This window comes from Devosia sp. CN2-171, assembly GCF_049354815.1.
In the GTDB taxonomy this organism is placed as follows: Bacteria; Pseudomonadota; Alphaproteobacteria; order Rhizobiales; family Devosiaceae; genus Devosia_A.
In genome coordinates this window covers 761947-782334 of record NZ_CP186479.1, presented here as the reverse complement: position 1 = coordinate 782334, position 20388 = coordinate 761947, and the positions used below count along the sequence as shown (strand labels likewise).

Sequence of the window (20388 nt, the reverse complement as noted above, 5' to 3'; positions counted from 1 at the left end):
GCCGCCCTCCGGGGCGGCCTTTTGTTTGGGGGGTGTTCTCTGCGCACCGCCGACGGCTTTCTGTCTACGCAACCGCCGGGTAGGGTGCCGGCATGAGCACTGAGCACATCCTCCTCACTCCCGCCGAAATGTCCCGCGCCGACCAATTGGCGGTCGTGTCGGGCATCCAGTCGTTCAAGCTGATGGAGGCCGCAGGGGTGGCCGTGGCCGACTTCGTGGCTGCGCGCTACCCGGAGGGGCACATTCTCGTCCTCTGCGGGCCGGGAAATAATGGCGGCGACGGTTTCGTTGCGGCCGAGAAGCTCCGGCAGGCGGGGCGCGAGGTGCGGCTGGCCCTGTTCGCGGACAAGGAAAGGTTGAAGGGCGACGCAGCCCTGTTCGCCGACCTGTGGAAGGGGCGGATCGAGCAGGCGGACCCAACCGGCCTGCAGCCGGCAATTGTGATCGTCGACGCACTGCTCGGCGCGGGGCTCGATCGCGATGTCACTGGAGAACTGGCCGAACTCATCGAGGCCGTGAACGCGTCCGGGGTGCCGGTGGTCGCCGTGGACATGCCCTCCGGGATCGACGGGGCGAGCGGGCAGGTGCGGGGCACGGCGATAAAGGCAGATGCGTCGGTGACGTTCTTTCGCCTCAAGCCGGGGCATTTCCTGCTGCCCGGACGGGTGCGGTGCGGCGAGGTCGTGCTGGCGCAGATCGGCATCCCCGAACGCGTGCTCGACGAGATCGCGCCGCGCCTATGGCGCAACAGTCCCGGGCTTTGGCAAATTCCGCGGCCCGATCCGGAGGGGCACAAGTTCACCCGCGGCCACTGCATGGTCATGTCCGGCGGTCCGTTGCAGACCGGCGCCAGCAGGCTGACGGCGACGGCGGCGCTGCGGGCAGGGGCGGGGTTGGTGTCCCTCACCGGCTCGCACCAGTCGCTGCTCGTCCACGCCAACCACGTCACCGCCATCATGCTGAAGCCGTCGGAGGGTGCGGCAAGCCTGTCCCTGCTGATCGAGGAGCACAAGGTGAGGTCCTTCGCCATCGGTCCAGCGGCCAGCGTGGGGGAAGCGACCCGCGCGAACGTGCAGGCCATCCTCGGCGGCGGCCCCGCGACAGTGCTCGATGCGGACGCACTCACCAGCTTCAAGGATGATCCGGAGACGCTGTTCGCGGCCATCCGCCAGCACTGGGACCGGCCGGTGGTGATGACTCCGCACGAGGGCGAGTTCGAGCGGCTGTTCGGCAAGATCGGGGGATCGAAGGTCGAACGGGCCCGGACAGCGGCCGCACGCTCGGGCGCCGTGGTCGTACTCAAGGGCAGCGATACGGTCGTGGCCGCACCTGATGGCCGCGCCGTGATCAACGATAACGCACCGCCGACACTCGGCACGGCAGGCTCGGGCGATGTGTTGGCCGGCATTGTCGCCGGGCTGCTGGCACAGGGAATCGACGGGTTCGATGCCGCCTGTGCAGGCGTCTGGATACACGGTGAGGCCGCGAACCGCTGGGGCAGGCCGGGGCTGATCGCGGGGGATTTGCCGGGGTTGGTGCCGGAGGTGCTGGCCGGGCTTGGTGAACTCAGATGATGCCGCCGATCACTAACCTGCAGCGACTAGAGCGATCGGTGCACAAGCCTGTGCCTGGCGATATATTCGTAGTGCGGATAGCCCGGACTACTCGAAGCTGACTCCGAACAACTTGCTCATTCCACCTGTTTGGACCAATCGGAGGGGGTGGACGATGGGGGTGTTCCTCACCGTCGACCATCGGCCGCTGAGCAGGTTTGACTTGCTACGAACGCATTGCTTTTGGGACGCCGTGCCGCAATTTGGAGTGCGGTATCGGAACGAACGTGGTGAGCCGTTGCCGAAACGCTCCGAGCCTTGCGGAACCTGGGGTCTCGCCAGTTACCTGAGAATTGACGACGAGATCAGCACGGCGCTCGGAATTCCGCTTGCACCAGATTCGGATCGCTGATCACCACTCCACCTCCAGCCTCTCCAGCCCATGGAAGTGATAGATATTCTTGTACTGCGGCTCGCTCTTCAGCCGTAGCCCCGGCAGTCGATCGAACAGCGTCTTCAGAGATGCCTGGAGCTCGATCCGCGCCAATGGTGCGCCGATGCAGAAGTGGATGCCGGCGCCGAAGCTGACATTGGCTCCGTCGGTGCGGAACGGGTCGAACCTGTTGGCGTCGGCGAACCGGGCCGGGTCGCGGTTGGCGGCGCCAAGCATCAGGCCGACAGTCTCGCCCTGCTTGAAGCTGAGCCCGTTGTCGAGTGTCACGTCCTGCATCGCATAGCGGGTGAACATGTGGAGTGGCGCATCGAAGCGCAGACCCTCTTCCACGGTCGCCTCGATCTGCTTTTCGTCGGCAAGGATCGCCGTGGGGTCGAGGCCGCTTTCGAGGATCGACTTCAGAGTGTTGCCGGTGGTGTGGACCGTCGCCTCGTGGCCGGCATTGAGCAGCAGGATCGTGGTCGAGATCACCTCGTCCTCGGTCAGCTTCTCGCCGTCGATCTCGGCGGTCAGCATGTGGGTGAGGAGGTCTTCCTTCGGCTGCCGGCGGCGCTCGGCGATCATCGCACGGACATAGTCCATGAACTCGATCGAGGCCTGGTTGGCATCGAGCTCGGTCTCGTAGCTGACGCCATGCATGTACATGGCGACCATGCGGTTGGACCAATCGACCAGTTGCATCGCCATGTCGGCCGGTAGGCCGATCATCTCGGCGATGACGATGGCCGGGATCGGCACCGCATAGCCGCGCAGCAGCTCGGCGCCGCCGTCCGCCTCGAAGCCGTCGATCAGCTCGTTGGCGAGCCGTTCGATGCGCGGGCGGAGCTGCTCGACATTGCGGGAGACGAAGGCGCGGTTGACCAGCGAGCGCAGCCGCGTGTGGCTGGGCGGCTCGAGTGTCAACAGCGAGTATTTCTCGGTCTGGTCGAAGGCGGTGGTATGCGCCTTGGGTGGCGGCATGCCGAGCTCTTCGCGGCTCATCTTGTGCAGGATCTGCCGGCCGAAGCGCTTGTCGCGCAGCAGCGCGCTCACGTCCTTGAAACCGGCGAAGCACCAGTGGCCGTAGTCGTTCCAGAAGAAGGCGGGGGAGGTGGCGTGCACCGCGTCGTAGAACGCGTACGGGTCGCGGAAGAAGGCGGGTTCACGAGGCGCAGCATCGGCCTGCCTCGTGTCCGCCGTCAGTCGGAATGCCTCAGAAATCGAAGTAGTCCTTCATGTCGCCGATCTTCTGGTCCCATCGCTTAAGGGACTGCTCGAATACACTTCCCGAGATTCCCTCGAATGTCGACAAGGCGTAATCGAGCTGCGGGTCGCCATTTTCGTCGAGCGACAAGCGACCGGTGATCTCGGTCTGGTTCCACTGGTTTGCCTTGGTAAGCGTCGCGCCTTCCTTCAGGTCGAGCAGCACGACGAAGAGGAGCGTGTAGCAATCCTCCATCTTGTCGTCGCAGTCGTAGAAGTCGATGAAGGTGTTGAGCCCCGAGATCGTCACCGCGATGGACGCGCGCCCGTTATCCATCTTCTCGAGCGTACCCCGGTAGCCCAATGTACTCAGGGCATCGAGCACCGTCTGCGGGTCCCGTGCAGTGACATCGGCAGCCAGCGACGTACCGGCAGTAGCGAACATCGCCGCAGCGGCGGCGAGTGCGGGTAGTAGCTTCATAGCAAAACCTCCGGAAATTGCGCCCCAAACGCAACCGTTGCCATGCTTGCCCAAGAGCAGCGCAGTCGTAAAGTAAAGTTCGGATGACAGCTTCTATGGGCGTGGCCGCGTGGCACGATTATCACGCCGCCGATTGCCTCTTGTCCGGCCGCAAAATCCGGGTAGTGCATAGCCCGAACAAAAACCAAGCGGAGCAAGCCCGTGGCCGACCTGACGCTCGCCCAAGCCATCGACAACGTTTACGCCTCGCTCAGGGCGAACAACGAGGACATCGACACCCACATCGCCGCGCTGAAGGGCGCACTGGCTGCCCAGGGCGTCAAGGAAGCGGTGTTCGATCCAACGAAGCTCGCGCAGAACAACCGCCAGGGCCGCAAGATGATGCAGTCCTATTTCAAGAAGCGCGGCGTGACGGTGACGTTCAGCGCCTGAGGCACACGCGCCTCCCTCCCCATCCGGGCAGCTTCCGTGAATCCATCGGATTGCGCGAAACTCACAAGTATTGCGGCCTGCCACACTGGCGCCTATCTGTCGCTTTACGCGCCCTTAACAGGGCATCGCCTTCAGTCGGCCGCGAACGCTGATTCTTCTTACCTCCAGGGGCAATCTCAATGAGAGATCCGGTCGATACCTTCACCAACTACCTCGTGCCGACGGTCATCGAGCAGACCAACCGGGGCGAGCGCGCCTTCGATATCTACTCGCGCCTGCTCAAGGAGCGCATCATCTTCGTGACCGGTCAGGTCGAGGACACCATGGCCTCCCTGATCGTGGCGCAGTTGCTGTTCCTCGAGTCCGAGAACCCGAAGAAAGAGATCTCGCTCTATATCAACTCGCCCGGTGGTGTGGTGACGTCGGGCCTCGCGATCTACGACACGATGCAGTTCATCCGCCCACCCGTGGCGACGCTCTGCACTGGCCAGGCCGCTTCGATGGGCTCGCTCCTCCTCGCCGGCGGCGCGGCAGGCATGCGCGGCACGCTGCCGAACGCCTCGATCATGGTCCACCAACCGTCCGGCGGCTATCAGGGTCAGGCGACCGACATCCTGATCCACGCCCAGTTCACCGAGAAGCTGAAGCGCCGGCTCAACGAGATCTACGTCAAGCACACCGGCCAGTCCTATGAGGCGATCCACAACGCCCTCGAGCGCGATCGTTTCCTCAGCGCCGAAGAGGCCAAGGAATTCGGCCTGATCGACTCCATCTACGCGAAGCGGGCGGAACCGGAGGCTTCGTGAGCCTTTTACGCATTAAGGTGAACAGCAAGGCCACACCTCAGTGTGACACTTGTGTGATTGTGCAGGGTCCGGCTGGCCATTAAGGTCGGTCGGACTTACCTTTTGTTCAGGATAGCGGGGCTAGCGTTCTATTCTAGCCGGGAATGGGAGCCCAACCTCCCAGGAGTGACAGGATGTCCAAGGACACGACCAGCGGCGAATCCTCCAAGAACACGCTTTACTGCTCGTTCTGCGGGAAATCGCAGCATGAGGTCCGCAAGCTCATTGCCGGGCCTACCGTATTCATCTGCGATGAATGCGTGGAGCTGTGCATGGACATCATCCGCGAGGAAAACAAAACCTCGATGGTGAAGTCCTCGGACGGTGTGCCCACGCCGGCCGAAATCTGCAAGGTGCTGGACGACTACGTCATCGGCCAGTATCGCGCCAAGCGCGTGCTGTCGGTTGCGGTGCACAATCACTACAAGCGCCTGCACCACGCCACCAAGAATCAGGACATCGAGCTCTCGAAGTCGAACATCCTGCTGATCGGTCCGACCGGTACCGGCAAGACGCTGCTCGCGCAGACGCTGGCCCGTATCCTCGACGTGCCGTTCACCATGGCGGATGCGACGACCCTGACCGAAGCCGGCTATGTCGGCGAGGACGTCGAGAACATCATCCTCAAGCTGCTGCAGTCGGCCGACTACAATGTCGAGAAGGCGCAGCGCGGCATCGTTTACATCGACGAAGTCGACAAGATCAGCCGCAAGTCCGACAACCCGTCGATCACCCGCGACGTGTCGGGCGAGGGCGTGCAGCAGGCTCTGCTGAAGATCATGGAAGGCACCGTGGCTTCGGTTCCGCCCCAAGGCGGCCGCAAGCATCCGCAGCAGGAGTTCCTGCAGGTGGACACGACCAACATCCTGTTCATCTGCGGCGGCGCCTTTGCCGGCCTCGAACGCCTGATCGCCGCCCGCGGCGAAGGCTCGGGCATCGGCTTCTCGGCCGTGGTGAAGGACCCGCGCGATCGCCGCGTCGGCGACCTGCTCAAGGACGTGCAGCCGGAAGATCTGGTGAAGTTCGGCCTCATCCCCGAGTTCATCGGCCGCCTGCCGGTGCTGGCGACGCTCGAGGACCTCGACGAGCCCGCGCTCATCCAGATCCTCACCGAGCCGAAGAACGCCCTGGTGCGCCAGTACCAGCGTCTGTTCTCGATGGAAGACGTGGAGCTGACCTTCCACGAGGATGCGCTGAAGGCCATTGCCAAGCACGCCATCGAGCGCAAAACCGGTGCCCGTGGCCTCCGCTCGATCATGGAAGGCATCCTGCTCGACACCATGTACGACCTCCCGTCGCTCGACGGCGTGGAAGAGGTGGTGATCAGCGAAGAAGTCGTGAACGGCAAGGACGCGCGCCCGCTCTACATCTACGCCGAGCGCAAGAAGGAAGAGGCGCCCGCCAGCGCCTGATCCTCGGATCGCCGAGTGAATTGCGAGGCCCCGCGGGTTGAACCTGCGGGGCCTTTGCTTTGAGGCGCGGCGTATCGCATAACGCGCTGACGAGGAGGCGAGCAATGCGGATCGGCGTGGCATTGGGTAGCGGCGCGGCACGGGGGCTGGCGCACATTCCCTATATCGAGGCGATGGATGAGCTCGGGCTGCAGCCGTCGGTGATCGCCGGTTCGTCCATCGGCGCACTGATCGGGTCGGGCTGGGCGAACGGCATGACCGGAGCCGAGCTGCGCGAGCATGCGTTCGGGGTTCTCGGCAGCCTGCAGTTGATCGCGACCACGTTGTGGAACCGGGGCATGCCCAGCCTGACCAAGCTCTTCGCCAACGGCATCTCAATGCAGGTGGATGGCGAGGGCGTGGCGCACGCCTTCCTGCCGGATGGATTTCCCGATGACTTCGCCGAGCTCAAGGTGCCGTTCCATGTCGTATCGACCGACTTCTATGCCTGGAAGGAAGTGATCTTCGAGACCGGTCCCATCCGACCGGCGATCGCAGCGTCGATGGCAATCCCGAGCCTATTCCGGCCGGTGAGCCTGAACGGCAGCTATTTTATCGATGGCGGCGTCACCAACCCGCTGCCGCTGGCGCAACTGGTGGGCCGGTGCGACCTGACGATCGGCATCGACGTGCAGCGGTCGCCCGATCCAACGCTGGCGATGAAAGAGCCCAGCCCGTTCGACAGCGCGGTCGTGGCCACCGAAATCATGTCGCAGCGAATCGTTGATGCGACCGTGGCCAAGTATCATCCCGATGTCTTCGTCCATGCCGATGTCGGGCCGTTCGGCGGCACCGAGTTCTGGCGGGTGCGGGAGATCGTCGAGCACGCGTCCAAGGACAAGGACCGCTTCAAGAAGGCGGTCGATGGCGCGATGGCCATAGTGCAGTTGCGGGAGAGACGCCTGCAATGACCGGCATGCCGCAGGGGCTCGCCCTGGCCGTGCGCGACTTGGCCGCCGGCCAGCAGGGCCTGAAGGAGAGCGCCGGGCGCATCTCCGCCCACTACCGGCAAAGCGGCGCATCGCGTGATGTCATCGGCGGCAGTACCGACGTATTCGCCTATGCGTTGAGTCGCATGCCCGCTACCTACGCGGCGGTGTCGGCTGTGCTGGGCGAACTGCAACTGCGGGCCCATGAATTCACCCCGGAGGGAGCGCTGGACCTCGGCGCGGGACCTGGGACGGCGGCCTGGGCGGTCGCCGAGACGTTCCCTGGCGTGGCCGCCACTCTGCTCGACCACAACGAGGCCTTCCTCGCCATGGCCGGGGCGCTGGCGCCCAGTACCACGGTAGGGACGATCGACCTCCGCCGGGGGGAACTCGGAGTGTTCGAACTGGGCCGCTCCTTCGACCTCGTGACCTGCGCCTATGCGCTGACCGAGCTCAACGACGATGAGATGCCAGCAGTGGCTGAACGGATCTGGCGCCACTGCAGCGGCCTGCTTGTTCTCGTTGAGCCGGGTCGGCCGCGCGATTACCAACGGCTGATGCAGGTCCGAGACCGACTGATCGGGCAGGGGGCGACCGTCCTGGCGCCGTGCCCGCATGAGCGCCCCTGCCCGCTGGTCGAGCCGGACTGGTGCCATTTCTCCGTGCGCCTCAACCGCAGCCGCGATCACATGCGGATGAAGGGCGGCACGCTCGGCTACGAGGACGAAAAGTTCAGCTATCTGATCGTCGCACGTCCTGGCATCGGCACGCGGGCGCCAGGCCGCGTCCTCCGCAAGCCGGACGAGAACAAATTCTCGGTGACGCTCGCCGTGTGCTGCAAAGAGGGACTTGAGCAGCGGGTCGTGCCGAGCCGCGACAAGCCGGCGTTCAAGGCGGCGAAGAAGCTGGACTGGGGCGACGCGGTTTAGGTCTCGCGCTAGTCATCATATGAATCTGTACCATAGGTTCACTTGTCGCCCTTCCGCGCCCGGAGTACCTTGCGCGCAAGCGGGGCACCAAGAGGAAGAACCAATGAAGTTCAAAGACATTCTCGGCACCGTCGGCAATACGCCGGTTGTGCGGATCAACAAACTGGGTCCGAAGCACGTAAAGCTCTACGTCAAGATCGAGGCCTTCAACCCGCTCGGCTCGGTCAAGGACCGGCTGGCGCTCGGCGTGATCGAAGCGGCGGAAAAGTCCGGCGCGCTCAAACCGGGCCAGACCGTCATCGAAGCGACCAGCGGCAACACCGGCATCGGTCTCGCCATGGTCTGCGCCGCCAAGGGCTATCCGCTCGTCGTAACCATGGCCGAGAGCTTTTCGGTCGAGCGGCGGAAGCTGATGCGTTTCCTCGGCGCCAAGGTGGTGCTGACCCCAGCATCGGAGCGCGCCAACGGCATGATCCGCAAGGCCGAGGCCCTGGCTGCACAGAATGGCTGGTTCCAGACCCGACAGTTCGAGAACGAAGCCAACCCCGAGATGCACTCGCGGACGACCGCGCAGGAAATCCTGCGCGATTTCGCCGACGAGAAGCTCGACTACTGGGTCACCGGCTTCGGCACCGGCGGCACGCTGACCGGCGTCGGCCGGGTGCTGCGTGACAAGATGCCCAACACCAAGATCATCGTCGCCGAGCCCGAAGGTGCCCCGATGCTCACCAGCGGCGAGAGCCAGCCGGAACGCCGCGCCGATCACGCGGCGACCGGCAGCCATCCAGTGTGGAAGCCGCATCCGTTCCAGGGCTGGAGCCCTGACTTCATTCCGTGGATCACCAGCGAGGCGGTCACCGAGAAGCTGTTCGACCAGATCCTGACCATTGCCCCGCCGGACGGGATGAAGGCATCGATGGACCTGGCGCAGAAGGAAGGCATTTTCGTCGGCATCACCGCCGGTGCCACCTTCGCGGCCGCCCTCAAGCTCGCCGAAACGGCGCCCGAGGGTTCGACCATCCTCGCCATGCTGCCCGACACCGGCGAGCGCTACCTCTCGACACCGCTGTTTGCCGACGTGCCGGCCGACATGACGCCCGAGGAGGAGGCGATCTCGACCTCGACGCCCGGCCAGCAGTTGCCACCTAGAGTTGCAGCCTGACAGTAGCAGAGGGCCCCGAGAGGGGCCCTCTTTGCATCCAAAGGCGTGATGCCACGTTTCTAGGCATCATGCGTTTCGATCGCCATTTTCCAAGTCGGATCATCAACCGCGTCGCCGACTTCCTGTCGACGGCGACGGGGTTCATCGCGACCTTCGTCGCTCTGCTGCTGGGCATCGCCCTTGGCGCGTTCCTGCAGTTCAACGACAGCTTCATGTTCGGCTTCAACATCTTCCTGTCGGTCGCGGCGATCGTGATCTCGGGTGTGATCCTTGTCGCCGGTGCGCGCAGCGAAGCCGCACTGCACGTCAAGCTCGACTACCTGATCGAAGCCTCGAAGGCGCCCAACAAGTCCGTCGGCATCGAGCACAAGCAGGTGTCGGAGATCGAGGCTGAGCGCGCAGAGCTCGAAAAGAAGGCCCTCACCGCCATCGAGGAGGTGGTTGAGGACGAGGTTGCGGAACAGCTCGAGACGCGTGGGCGACGCAAGAAGGCAGACGCCTAGGCTGCCTGCCTTGGTCCCGGCCCCACATAGCGCGATTGCGGCCGGATGAGCTTGCCTGTCGCCGCTTCCTCCTTTGCATGCGCGATCCAACCACCAATCCGGCTGGCGGCGAAGATGGCGGTGAACGTTTCACGCGGGAAGCCGAGCGCCTCGAGCAGCAAGGCGGGGTAGAACTCGACATTGGTCGCCAGCACGCGGCCAGGCTTGTGACGCGCCAGCGCCGCCAGAGCCGCCGCCTCGACATGCGTGGCGAGCGCGATGCGCGTCGTGTCGACCGCACCGGACTGGGCCAGCCGATCGAGCGCTGCCTTGAGCGCATCGGCGCGGGGATCGCGGACGCGATAAATGCGATGGCCAAAGCCCATCAGCCGGCGTCCGCTGGTGAGCTCGTTTTCGATCCATGCCGCAGCGTTCTCGGGCTTACCGATCGCATCCAGCATATCGAGTACCGGTCCAAGCGCCCCGCCATGCCGCGGCCCCTTCAGCGCGCCGAGAGCGGCCAGCGCCGACGAGTTGAGCCCGGCGAGCGTCGAGGCGACCACGCGGGCGGCGAAGGTCGACGCGTTGAGCCCATGGTCGACGACCGTGACTAGGTAGGCATCGAGCGCGGCGGCCCTTGCCGGCGCCGGCGCGGCATCCCCGAGCATGCTGAGCATGTCAGCCGCATGGCCGAGTGAGGTATCCGGGACGCGCGGCGGCTTGCCGGTGTGAAGCCGGACCAGCGCCGGCAGCAGCACCGACGGGGCGGCCGCGAGGAGCAGGGCGGTGTCGAGCTCCGTACCGTCCGGCAGCCGGGCCATCAGCGCCCGAATGCCGTCATAGATCGGCCGATCGGCAAAGAAGGGCAGCTCGCGCTCGATCGCGCGATAGACGTCCAGCCGGGCCTTGGCGAGCGGCTGGCTCAGGTCGCTCGGCAGGTCGGGGAAAAATCCGTCCCACAGCAATCCCAGCATGTCTTCGTAGGTCATGCGGCCGGCCAGCGTCTCGAGCGGCTGACCGCGAATGATCAGTCGGCCAGCGAGCCCATCGACATCCGAAAGGATGGTTTCCGCTGCGACGACATCTTCGAGTCCGTTGCTCATTCGAGCCTCCTTGGCTGTTTGCAGCGGAAGGTAAGCGCGCTAATATTGACGTCAATCTTGATCAATATGATCAATGTGAGGTTCAACATGTGGCTCAGCGCCGCCGACGCGCTTGCCCGGCTCGGTTCGAAGCCGCAGTCGCTCTACGCCAATGTCAGTCGCGGTCGGATACGCGCCAAGCCCGACCCCTCCGACAGCCGCCGCAGCCTCTATCGCGAGGAGGACGTGGATCGCGTCGCGCACCGCTCGCGCGGCCGGCGCAGTGCGGTCGCGACGGCGTCGGAGGCGATCAGCTGGGGCGAGCCGGTGCTGGCCTCGGCGATCTCCACCGTCAGCGGCGGACGTCTCTACTACCGGGGCAAAGACGCCACCGAACTCGCCGAGGATGCCACCCTCGAGGACATCGCCGAGTTGCTGTGGGGCACGCCGTACCGGTCGAGCGGGCAACCGATCGAGGCACAACCTTCGATACAAACACTTCTTTCCGCCCTTGCGGCGCGGATTTCAGATGACCCGTCGAGCGCCGGTCGCGGAACCGTCCTGTTACGCGAGGATGCATTATCGGTGTTCGCGACCGCGCTGTCCGCACTGGCGGGGCGAGGGCAGGGCCCCGCCCACATCCAGTTGGCAGCCGCCTTTGGCCGCCCCGATGCAGCCGATGCCCTGCGCCGGGCGCTAGTCCTGCTGGCCGACCACGAGCTGAACGCCTCGACCTTTGCCGCGCGCGTCACCGTCTCGACCGGCGCCGCCCTATCAGCCGGGGCCCTCGCCGGCCTCGCCGCGCTCGGCGGCCCCCGACACGGCAATGCCGCCCCGGAGGTACTGGCTCTCGCCGAGGATATCGACGCCCATCCCGAAGCGGCCGAGGAAGCGCTGCGCGACTGGCTGGGTGAGCGCCGTGCCGTCCCCGGTTTCGGCCACCCGCTCTATCCACGCGGCGACATCCGCTGCCGCGCGCTGCTCGCGGCCATCGACCTTCCGCCGGCCTTTGTGCGACTGGCTGAAGCCGGACGCGCTATTCTCGACGAGGAGCCGAATGTCGACTTCGCCCTTGCGGTCCTGGCTTCCGCCTACGATCTCCCCCGCGAGGCCCCGGCCACGATCTTCGCACTCGCCCGCTCCGTCGGCTGGCTCGCCCACGGCATCGAGCAGGCCACATCGGGTCAATTGATCCGGCCCCGCGCGCGCTACGTGGGACCGCCGATCGTGACCGCGAGCTGATGCGTTCGCAGCACACACTGGTGCCGCATTGGTGACATACCCACCATAACGGGTAGGGTGACTTGCCCTTTGGTACCGACGCCCTATTTAATCAGCAGAATCAGGCTCGCCGCCCATCTTGGGGACCGGCCCGATTGCTAGGCGGGCGCGGGCTCGCAAATCCTCCCTTGAGCCCCGCGTCCCAGGAAAGGACCAAATATGTCGGACACGACCCAAGGCGGCGCCGCATTCGATCGCGATCGGGTTTACCCGGTGCTGCCCCTACGCGATATCGTTGTCTTTCCGGGCATGATCGTGCCCCTGTTCGTCGGCCGCGAGAAATCGGTGAAGGCCCTCGAAGAGGTGATGCGCGACGACAAGCACATTCTGGTCGTCACCCAGAAGAACGCCCAGGACGACGATCCGTCGCCTGAAGAGATTTACGCCACGGGCACCATTGCCTCCGTGCTGCAGCTGCTCAAGCTTCCCGACGGTACCGTGAAGGTGCTGGTGGAAGGCCTGCGCCGCGCCAAGATCGACAAGTATCTGCAGACCGTCGACTACTTCGAGGCCGAGGCCACCAACCTCGACGAGCCCGAGGAGGACGCCACCGAGCTCGAGGCCCTGGCCCGCTCGGCGCAGAACGAGTTCGAGAACTACGTCAAGCTGAACAAGAAGATCTCGGCCGAGGTGGTCAACGCCGTCAGCCAGATCACCAACCATTCAAAGCTTGCCGACACCATCGCCAGCCACCTCGTGATCAAGATCGAGCAGAAGGAAGATCTGCTCGGGACCGTCTCGATCGCCGAACGCATCCAGAAGATCCTTGGCCTCATGGAGGGCGAGATCGGTGTGCTGCAGGTGGAAAAGCGCATCCGCAGCCGCGTCAAGCGGCAGATGGAGAAGACGCAGCGCGAGTACTATCTCAACGAGCAGATGAAGGCGATCCAGCGCGAGCTGGGCGACGGCGAGGAAGGCTCGAACGAGCTGACCGAGCTCGAAGAGAAGATCAAGAAGACCCGACTTTCGAAGGAAGCGCGGACGAAGGCGGATGGCGAGCTGAAGAAGCTCAAGACCATGAGCCCGATGTCGGCCGAAGCCACGGTCGTCCGCAACTATCTCGACTGGCTGCTGACGCTCCCCTGGGGCAAGAAGAGCAAGGTCAAGCGCGACCTAGTCTACGCCGAGCAGGTGCTGGACGAGGATCACTATGGCCTCGAGAAGGTCAAGGAACGCATCCTCGAGTACCTTGCCGTGCAATCGCGCACCGGCAAGCTCAAGGGCCCCATCCTCTGCCTCGTCGGCCCCCCGGGCGTCGGCAAGACCTCGCTCGGCAAGTCGATCGCCAAGGCCACCGGCCGTGAGTTCGTGCGCATGGCGCTCGGCGGCGTCCGTGACGAAGCCGAGATCCGCGGTCACCGCCGGACCTATATCGGCTCCATGCCTGGCAAGGTCATCCAGTCGCTGAAGAAGGCCGGCAAGTCCAATCCGCTCTTCCTGCTCGACGAGATCGACAAGATGGGCCAGGACTTCCGCGGCGATCCGTCGTCGGCGCTGCTCGAAGTGCTGGATCCGGAGCAGAACTCGACGTTCAACGACCACTACCTCGAGGTCGATTTCGACCTGAGCGACGTGATGTTCGTGACCACGTCGAACACGCTCAACATCCCGGCTCCGCTGATGGACCGCATGGAGATCATCCGTCTGTCGGGCTACACCGAGGACGAGAAGTTCGAGATCGCGCGCCGTCACCTGATCCCTGAGACGCTGAAGGAAAACGGCCTGCAGCCCAAGGAGTTCGTCATCGATGACGAGCAACTGATGGCAGTGGTCCGCAACTACACCCGTGAAGCCGGCGTCCGTAACCTCAAGCGTGAGCTGAGCAAGCTCATGCGGAAGGCCGTGCGCGACATCCTGGTCAAGAAGTCGACCAAGGTGGTCATCACTCCGGAACTGCTCGAGGAATATCTCGGGCCGGCATTCTTCCGGAACGACAAGATCGACGCCGAGCCGCAGGTCGGCGCGGTGACGGGCCTAGCCTGGACTTCGGTTGGCGGCGAGATCCTGACGATCGAAGGCGTGATGACGCACGGCAAGGGGCGCATGACCGTTACGGGTAACCTCAAGGAAGTGATGAAGGAATCCATCACTGCCGCTTCGGGTTACGTGCGCTCGCGGGCCGTCGACCTCGGCATCAAGCCGCCGCTGTTCGACACGCGTGACATCCACCTGCACGTGCCGGAAGGCGCGACACCGAAGGATGGTCCGTCGGCCGGCATCGGCATGGCCACGGCGATCGTCTCGCTGATGACCGGCATTCCGGTCCGGCACGACATCGCCATGACCGGCGAAGTGACGCTGCGGGGCAGGGTGCTGCCGATTGGCGGGCTCAAGGAAAAGCTCCTTGCAGCGCTCCGCTCGGGCATCAAGACCGTGCTCATTCCCGAGGAGAACACGCGTGATCTCAAGGAGATCCCGAAGAACGTGACCGAGGGGATGGAGATCATCCCGGTTACCCGGATGGACGAGGTGCTGAGCCGCGCCCTGATCCGCCAGCCCGAGCCGATCGAGTGGCAGTACGACGACGACAAGCCGGCCGCCACCCCGGCTCCTGCGATCGAGACGCCGGAAGGCGACGAGGCCACCTCGGGCCTGCCGCACTGAGCGGCGACCCATCGCTGTATACGGAGACGGCGCCCTCGGGCGCCGTCTCCATTTGTGCCACGCCTGTCGCAAGACCGTCACACGGCGTAGCTATCGCCAGCACTTTTGATGGCTAGAGGAGTCGGTGATGGACGGAGCGGACTGGGTACGCGAACTGCGGTTGATGAATGCGCGCGTGCTGTCGCCGGCCGATACGGGCGCCACCGCGCTCAGCATGCGCGACGGCGTCATTACTGACGTCGCCGCGGCGACGAGCGCGTCAACCATCGACTGCGAGGGCGATTTCCTCATCCCGGGGCTGATCGACCTCCACACCGACAATATCGAGCACCATTTCCATCCGCGGCCGGGCGTGACCTGGCCGTCGGCGCTCGCCGCGGCCCTCGCGCACGATGCGCAGATGCTGTCATCGGGCATCACCACCGTCCTCGATTCGCTCTCGCTTGGTGACTACGACAGCGCCGGTGCGCGGACCCGCATGCTGCATTCGGCGATTGGCGGGCTTGACGAGGCCTTCGACGCGGGCCTGCTGCGCGTCGACCATCACTTCCACTTCCGCTGCGAACTGTCCGATGGCGGCCTGCTGCCGATCATCGAGGAGCATGTCGACAATCCGCGCCTGCGGCTGATGTCGATGATGGACCACACGCCGGGCCAGCGGCAGTGGCACGACGTCGCCCTCTACCGCGAGTTCCGCCGCAAGAAGAACAACCGCGTCTGGGAAGACGCCGAATGGCAGGCCTATCTCGACGACCGGCTGGCCCAGCAGGCGCGCTTCGTGCCCGAGGCCCGCGAGATCATCTCGAATCACGGCCGCGACAAGCAGATCCGGCTCGCCAGTCACGACGACACCACCATTGAGGATGTTGCGCAGTCGCATGCCGACGGCATCTCGATCAGCGAGTTCCCGACGACGCTCCACGCCGCCCGCCGGGGCCGCGAACTCGGCCAGAAGATCGTCATGGGCGCGCCCAACGTCGTTCTCGGCGGCTCGCACTCAGGCAATGTCGGCGCCATGGCACTGGCGGAGGAGGGGCTGCTCGACGTGCTGACCTCCGATTACGTCCCAGCCAGCCTCCTGCCGGCGGCGTTCCTCGTCGGCGAGCAACTGGGCGACCTCGGCAAGGGCCTCGCGACCGTCACCAGCAAACCGGCGGAACTGCTCGGCTTCGCCGATCGCGGTCGTCTCGAGCCGGGCCTGCGTGCCGATGTGCTGCAGGTGCGGATCGTCAATGGTCAGCCGGTCATACGCGGCGCCTGGGTAGCGGGTCGGCGCTACCTCTAGTCATTATCTCAATCGTCTACTGGTGAACCGTCGGGTGGCACCCCACCTGACGGTTTCCGTTTGCCACGGCAAATGAGAACGAATATAGAACGCAACCCGCGTCGGACGGAGTTGAGGGACCCGCTTTGAATCGTGCACTCATCGTCATCCTGGCCGCCGTCACGCTCGATGCGATCGGCATCGGCCTGATCTTCCCGATTCTGCCCCGCCTGCTCGAGGACGTTGCCCACACCCATGAGGTGGCGACGCTGATGGGCATCATGCTCGCGCTCTATTCGGCGATGCAGTTCCTGTTCTCGCCGGTGCTTGGGGTGCTGAGCGATCGCTATGGCCGCCGGCCGGTGCTGCTTATTTCGCTCGCGGGTGCGGCGATCGACTATCTCGTGATGGCCTTCGCACCCGAACTCTGGATGCTGGTGGTCGGCCGCGCCATTGCCGGCATCACCAGCGCCAACATGTCGGTGGCGACGGCCTACATCACCGACATCTCGGCCGAGGAGGACCGCGCCCGGCGTTTTGGCTATTTCCATGCCATGTTCGGCATCGGCTTCATCATCGGCCCGGTGATTGGCGGCATTCTCGGTGATATCTGGGTGCGGGCACCGTTCCTCGTCGCCGCCGGACTCAACGCGCTGAACTTTGCGCTTGCGCTCTTCGTTCTCCCCGAATCGCGCAAGGGCGATGCAGCGACGAAGTTCGATTTCGCCGCGCTCAACCCGTTCCGCCCGCTCGGCTGGGCCTTCAGCTTCGCGAGCTTGCTGCCGCTGATGGCAATCTTCGTCATCATGAACTTCGTCGGCACCATGTACGGCACCGTCTGGGCGCTGTTCGGCCAGGATATGTTCCAGTGGAACGGACTGATGATCGGGCTCTCGCTCGGCGCCTTCGGACTGTTCCACGCCGGTGCGCAGGCGCTGCTAACCGGGCCGGCCGCCGCCCGGCTCGGCGAGCGCTGGGCTCTCGTGCTCGGCATGGCGTGCGAACTGACCGCGCTGGTGATTCTCGGCTTTGCCATGCAGGGCTGGATCCTGTTCGCGCTGGCGCCGCTCTTTGCCCTCGGCGGCATCGGCATGCCGGCGCTGCAATCGCTGACCACGCGGCAGGTCGATGGCGATAATCAGGGCAAGCTCCAAGGCGTACTGGCGAGCCTCGTCAGCCTCTCGGCCGTGTTCGGGCCGCTGTTCTTCTCCTACGTGTATTTCCTGCTGCAACCGACCTGGCCGGGCCTGATCTGGATCGTCGGAGGCGCCGTATATCTGCTGGCCTTGCCGCTGCTTCTGGGGATTCGCAGGACGCCGATTGCCACACCAGCGCCCGAAGGTTGACAAAGTTGGGCCAAAATTGACGGGTCATTAACAGAATTGCTGAGGCCAAGCGGCGGAGAAGCCCGGATTTCCTTGCGTTCCGGTCAGAATCGAAGAAGGGTCTCGGCGTTTTGGTTCGCCACCGAAGGCGGGCATCCCACAGTGAGGAAACGCTATGTCTAACAAGAACGATCTGATCGGCGTCGTCGCCGACAAGGCGGGCCTGACCAAGGCCCAGGCCGGCGAGGCTGTCGATGCCGTGTTTGACGCCATCACGTCTTCGCTGAAGAAGGGTGACGAGGTCCGTCTGGTTGGCTTCGGCACGTTCGCCGTGTCCAAGCGCAAAGCCTCTGTCGGCCGCAACCCGGCCACTGGCGCCGAGATCAAGATCCCGGCTTCCAACCAGGCCAAGTTCAAGCCCGGCAAGGGCCTGAAGGACGCGATCAACTAAGGTTCGCGCCTACCGGTCTTCTGACCAACATGGCCCCGTGCGCTGGTCGCCGGGGCCATTGTCTGTTTTAGGCCCAGACTTGCCCGATCGGTGGATGGGTTGACGCCTGCAAGGCGAAACCCTAGTTAGGGCGCCTCATCGCCGCTGTGCGCCCGCGCAGCCGGCACGATGGGCGGTTAGCTCAGTTGGTAGAGCATCTCGTTTACACCGAGAGGGTCGGCGGTTCGAGACCGTCACCGCCCACCACTTTCCCAAGAAATTCAAACTTTTGGTCGCGAGTTCTGCCGCGTGCATGACCGGTTTGCGACGCCAAGTTTGCCCGTTCCGAAAAACCTCGCCTTCGACGCTTGACACTCCCCGGAACCCCCTCTAAACGGACGCCACGTTGCGCGGACGACTTGTTCGCAAGCGCTGCGGGAGTAGCTCAGTTGGTTAGAGCGCCGGCCTGTCACGCCGGAGGTCGCGGGTTCGAGCCCCGTCTCTCGCGCCACCTTTTCTTAGGTGGCGAAGGGCACTCAGCCCCCATTCAGACAAATTCCGTTAGCAACATTCCAAGGTCGCCCTTGCTTCGCGCGAGGGAAGAACCACATTCAAAGCTGACGCCAAGCGGAACCGCAGGCGTGTCGAGTGCATTGGGACGCTGGGAGGCGACCAAGGAGAAGCCATATGCGGATGTCGCAACGTCTGCTGATAGCGGTTTCGGGTGCATTGCTGGCTGGCGGGGCAGGGCCCTCGCTGGCCTCTGACGTTATTACGGTTCCCGTCGAGTCTTCCGAGATCGCCGTTCCGGTGAGCGATGGCGCGTTCGACTGGAATGGCTTCTATACTGGCGTCTATGGGGTCGTGCAGTCGAGCGAGTTGCGCGGTACCGAAGTCGGCGCTGGCGTCGAAGCGGGCGTCAACGCCCAGTTCGATTTCTTCCTCGTCGGCGGCGAGGTTGCCCTGCAGGGGCTCACCAGCGACACCATCGATACTGCCTATGGCAAGATCACCGGCCGCGGCGGCGTACTGATCACCCCCGATGTGCTCGCATACGCTTCGGCCGGCTACGGTATGGAGCTTACCGGCACCGGTGAAAGCGATGTGCTGGCCGGTGGCGGCGTCGAGTTCGCGGTCAACGACTCGCTGTCCCTCAATGCCGAATACACGCGCAGCTTCTCGGTCGAGGGCGACAATTCCAAGGACCAGCTCACGCTGGGCGCGCGCTTCCACTTCTAGCCCCGCCGTACCACAAACCAGCACTGCGAGCAGCTGTCGCTGGCATGAGTCCGCGGCTGTACTGCTGTCCGCGGCAGCCCATTCTCTGAATTGTGTTGAGGTATGGGACTCCACATTGGCGAAAATGCTGCGTAGCCCCTTGCGCGCCGGGCGTCTCAGGCGCAATCGTTCGCTAATATGAGCGCAATGATCAACATTAGTTTTCCTTGAAACGGTTTTTGGCGTGGGCTAAGCCCGTGCCACACGAAGTCGCGTCGTCTCGGGGGCCCACAATTGCCCATTTGGCCGCGCGATGCCGGTACCTCCCACCGGCAGACCATTAGGCTGCACAATGAACGAGTTGCTCAGCAACTACCTGCCGATCCTTATCTTCGTCGGTCTGGCTGCGGTTATCGCCCTGGCCCTCATGGTTGCCCCCTTTATCGTTGCCTACAAGAAGCCGGATCCTGAGAAGGTCTCGGCATTCGAGGCCGGTTTTGAGGCGTTCGACGACGCGCGCATGAAGTTCGATGTGCGCTTCTACCTGGTGTCGATCCTGTTCATCGTCTTCGACCTCGAAGTGGCGCTGCTGTTCCCATGGGCAGTAGCGTTCCGCGAGGTCGGCTGGTTCGGCTTCTGGTCGGTCATGATCTTCCTCGGCGTCCTGACCATCGGCTTTATCTACGAGTGGAAGAAAGGCGCGCTGGAATGGGATTGACCGAAGGGACGCTTGTCGCTCCCCAGCCCAAGGGCGTCATCGATCCGAAGACCAACAAGCCTGTTGGTGCCGACGATCCGTTCATGCTCGAAGTCAATGCCGAGTTGGCCGACAAGGGCTTCCTCGCCACGACCGCGTCGCAGCTGATCACCTGGGCCCGTACCGGCTCGCTGATGTGGATGCAAACGGGCCTCGCCTGCTGCGCCGTCGAGATGATCCAGATGTCGATGCCGCGCTACGACATCGAGCGATTCGGCACCGCACCGCGCGCCTCGCCGCGCCAGGCCGACGTGCTGATCGTTGCTGGCACCCTGACCAACAAGATGGCCCCGGCGCTGCGCAAGGTCTACGACCAGATGCCGGAGCCCCGCTACGTCATCTCGATGGGCAGCTGCGCCAATGGGGGCGGCTACTACCACTATTCCTATTCGGTGGTGCGCGGCTGCGACCGCGTCATGCCGGTGGACATTTATGTCCCGGGCTGCCCGCCGACCGCTGAAGCTTTGTTGTACGGCATCCTGCTCCTGCAGAAAAAGATCCGCCGCACCGGCACGATCGAACGATAG

General features: G+C 64.3%; 19 protein-coding genes and 2 tRNA genes. 18 read left to right on the top strand and 3 right to left on the bottom strand.

The window, feature by feature from the left end:
• Nucleotides 1–92: 92 nt before the first annotated feature.
• Nucleotides 93–1574: an NAD(P)H-hydrate dehydratase gene (locus ACOYW5_RS03985; RefSeq protein WP_423067963.1), complete on the top strand. Its 1482-nt coding sequence runs from the start codon at nucleotides 93–95 to the stop codon at nucleotides 1572–1574.
• A 391-nt stretch (nucleotides 1575–1965) separates the two neighbouring features.
• On the opposite strand, the gene ACOYW5_RS03980 is transcribed toward ACOYW5_RS03985, so the two are convergent.
• Nucleotides 1966–3207 carry a cytochrome P450 gene (locus tag ACOYW5_RS03980; protein ID WP_423069401.1) on the bottom strand — a complete coding sequence of 414 codons (1242 nt, stop codon included), beginning with the start codon at nucleotides 3205–3207 and terminating at the stop codon, nucleotides 1966–1968.
• Nucleotides 3200–3670 carry a YbjN domain-containing protein gene (locus ACOYW5_RS03975; protein WP_423067962.1) on the bottom strand — a complete coding sequence of 157 codons (471 nt, stop codon included), beginning with the start codon at nucleotides 3668–3670 and terminating at the stop codon, nucleotides 3200–3202. Before ACOYW5_RS03975 ends, ACOYW5_RS03980 begins: the two co-directional genes overlap by 8 nt.
• A 201-nt stretch (nucleotides 3671–3871) precedes the next feature.
• Here ACOYW5_RS03975 and ACOYW5_RS03970 point away from each other — a divergent pair, with 201 nt between their 5' ends.
• The 7 genes from ACOYW5_RS03970 (at nucleotide 3872) to ACOYW5_RS03940 (ending at nucleotide 9921) form a co-directional block, all read left to right on the top strand.
• Nucleotides 3872–4102, top strand: a complete 231-nt coding sequence (locus tag ACOYW5_RS03970; protein ID WP_423067961.1) for a hypothetical protein — start codon at nucleotides 3872–3874, stop codon at nucleotides 4100–4102.
• Between the two features lie 179 nt (nucleotides 4103–4281).
• Nucleotides 4282–4908, top strand: a complete 627-nt coding sequence (locus ACOYW5_RS03965) for an ATP-dependent Clp protease proteolytic subunit (protein ID WP_423067960.1) — start codon at nucleotides 4282–4284, stop codon at nucleotides 4906–4908.
• A gap of 173 nt (nucleotides 4909–5081) precedes the next feature.
• Complete coding sequence (clpX, locus tag ACOYW5_RS03960) at nucleotides 5082–6359, top strand: ATP-dependent Clp protease ATP-binding subunit ClpX (protein WP_423067959.1); 1278 nt, start codon at nucleotides 5082–5084, stop codon at nucleotides 6357–6359.
• Nucleotides 6360–6463: 104 nt separating this feature from the next.
• Nucleotides 6464–7309 carry a patatin-like phospholipase family protein gene (locus ACOYW5_RS03955; protein ID WP_423067958.1) on the top strand — a complete coding sequence of 282 codons (846 nt, stop codon included), beginning with the start codon at nucleotides 6464–6466 and terminating at the stop codon, nucleotides 7307–7309.
• Entirely contained in the window at nucleotides 7306–8256 is a 951-nt protein-coding gene (locus ACOYW5_RS03950; RefSeq protein ID WP_423067957.1) for a small ribosomal subunit Rsm22 family protein, read from the top strand. The genes ACOYW5_RS03955 and ACOYW5_RS03950 overlap by 4 nt, the downstream gene beginning before the upstream one ends.
• Before the next feature lie 103 nt (nucleotides 8257–8359).
• Complete coding sequence (gene cysK / locus ACOYW5_RS03945; RefSeq protein WP_423067956.1) at nucleotides 8360–9418, top strand: cysteine synthase A; 1059 nt, start codon at nucleotides 8360–8362, stop codon at nucleotides 9416–9418.
• 68 nt (nucleotides 9419–9486) lie between these two features.
• Nucleotides 9487–9921: a low affinity iron permease family protein gene (locus ACOYW5_RS03940; RefSeq protein WP_423067955.1), complete on the top strand. Its 435-nt coding sequence runs from the start codon at nucleotides 9487–9489 to the stop codon at nucleotides 9919–9921.
• On the opposite strand, the gene ACOYW5_RS03935 is transcribed toward ACOYW5_RS03940, so the two are convergent.
• On the bottom strand, nucleotides 9918–11003 hold the full coding sequence (locus ACOYW5_RS03935; protein ID WP_423067954.1) for a citrate synthase: 1086 nt from the start codon (nucleotides 11001–11003) through the stop codon (nucleotides 9918–9920). The two genes, ACOYW5_RS03940 and ACOYW5_RS03935, sit on opposite strands and share 4 nt — an antisense overlap.
• Before the next feature lie 87 nt (nucleotides 11004–11090).
• On the opposite strand from ACOYW5_RS03935, the gene ACOYW5_RS03930 reads away from it, so the two are divergent.
• The 10 genes from ACOYW5_RS03930 to ACOYW5_RS03885 all read left to right on the top strand — a co-directional run bounded on the left by ACOYW5_RS03930 (nucleotide 11091) and on the right by ACOYW5_RS03885 (nucleotide 20388).
• On the top strand, nucleotides 11091–12224 hold the full coding sequence (locus tag ACOYW5_RS03930) for a citrate synthase (protein ID WP_423069400.1): 1134 nt from the start codon (nucleotides 11091–11093) through the stop codon (nucleotides 12222–12224).
• Nucleotides 12225–12422: 198 nt separating this feature from the next.
• Nucleotides 12423–14867: an endopeptidase La gene (lon, locus tag ACOYW5_RS03925; RefSeq protein WP_423067953.1), complete on the top strand. Its 2445-nt coding sequence runs from the start codon at nucleotides 12423–12425 to the stop codon at nucleotides 14865–14867.
• Nucleotides 14868–14994: 127 nt separating this feature from the next.
• The gene (locus ACOYW5_RS03920) at nucleotides 14995–16152 is read left to right on the top strand and encodes an alpha-D-ribose 1-methylphosphonate 5-triphosphate diphosphatase (RefSeq protein WP_423067952.1); all 1158 of its coding nucleotides are present in this window, start codon (nucleotides 14995–14997) and stop codon (nucleotides 16150–16152) included.
• A 125-nt stretch (nucleotides 16153–16277) separates the two neighbouring features.
• Entirely contained in the window at nucleotides 16278–17477 is a 1200-nt protein-coding gene (gene tet / locus ACOYW5_RS03915) for a Tet(A)/Tet(B)/Tet(C) family tetracycline efflux MFS transporter (protein WP_423067951.1), read from the top strand.
• A 154-nt stretch (nucleotides 17478–17631) separates the two neighbouring features.
• A complete protein-coding gene (locus tag ACOYW5_RS03910; RefSeq protein ID WP_423067950.1) occupies nucleotides 17632–17907 on the top strand; it encodes an HU family DNA-binding protein in 276 nt (91 codons plus the stop codon).
• Nucleotides 17908–18077: 170 nt separating this feature from the next.
• A tRNA-Val gene (locus ACOYW5_RS03905) sits at nucleotides 18078–18153 on the top strand.
• Nucleotides 18154–18320: 167 nt separating this feature from the next.
• A tRNA-Asp gene (locus ACOYW5_RS03900) sits at nucleotides 18321–18397 on the top strand.
• A 182-nt stretch (nucleotides 18398–18579) separates the two neighbouring features.
• Entirely contained in the window at nucleotides 18580–19125 is a 546-nt protein-coding gene (locus ACOYW5_RS03895) for an outer membrane protein (protein ID WP_423067949.1), read from the top strand.
• A gap of 331 nt (nucleotides 19126–19456) precedes the next feature.
• Nucleotides 19457–19822: an NADH-quinone oxidoreductase subunit A gene (locus ACOYW5_RS03890; RefSeq protein WP_423067948.1), complete on the top strand. Its 366-nt coding sequence runs from the start codon at nucleotides 19457–19459 to the stop codon at nucleotides 19820–19822.
• Nucleotides 19813–20388: a NuoB/complex I 20 kDa subunit family protein gene (locus ACOYW5_RS03885; RefSeq protein WP_423067947.1), complete on the top strand. Its 576-nt coding sequence runs from the start codon at nucleotides 19813–19815 to the stop codon at nucleotides 20386–20388. The genes ACOYW5_RS03890 and ACOYW5_RS03885 overlap by 10 nt, the downstream gene beginning before the upstream one ends.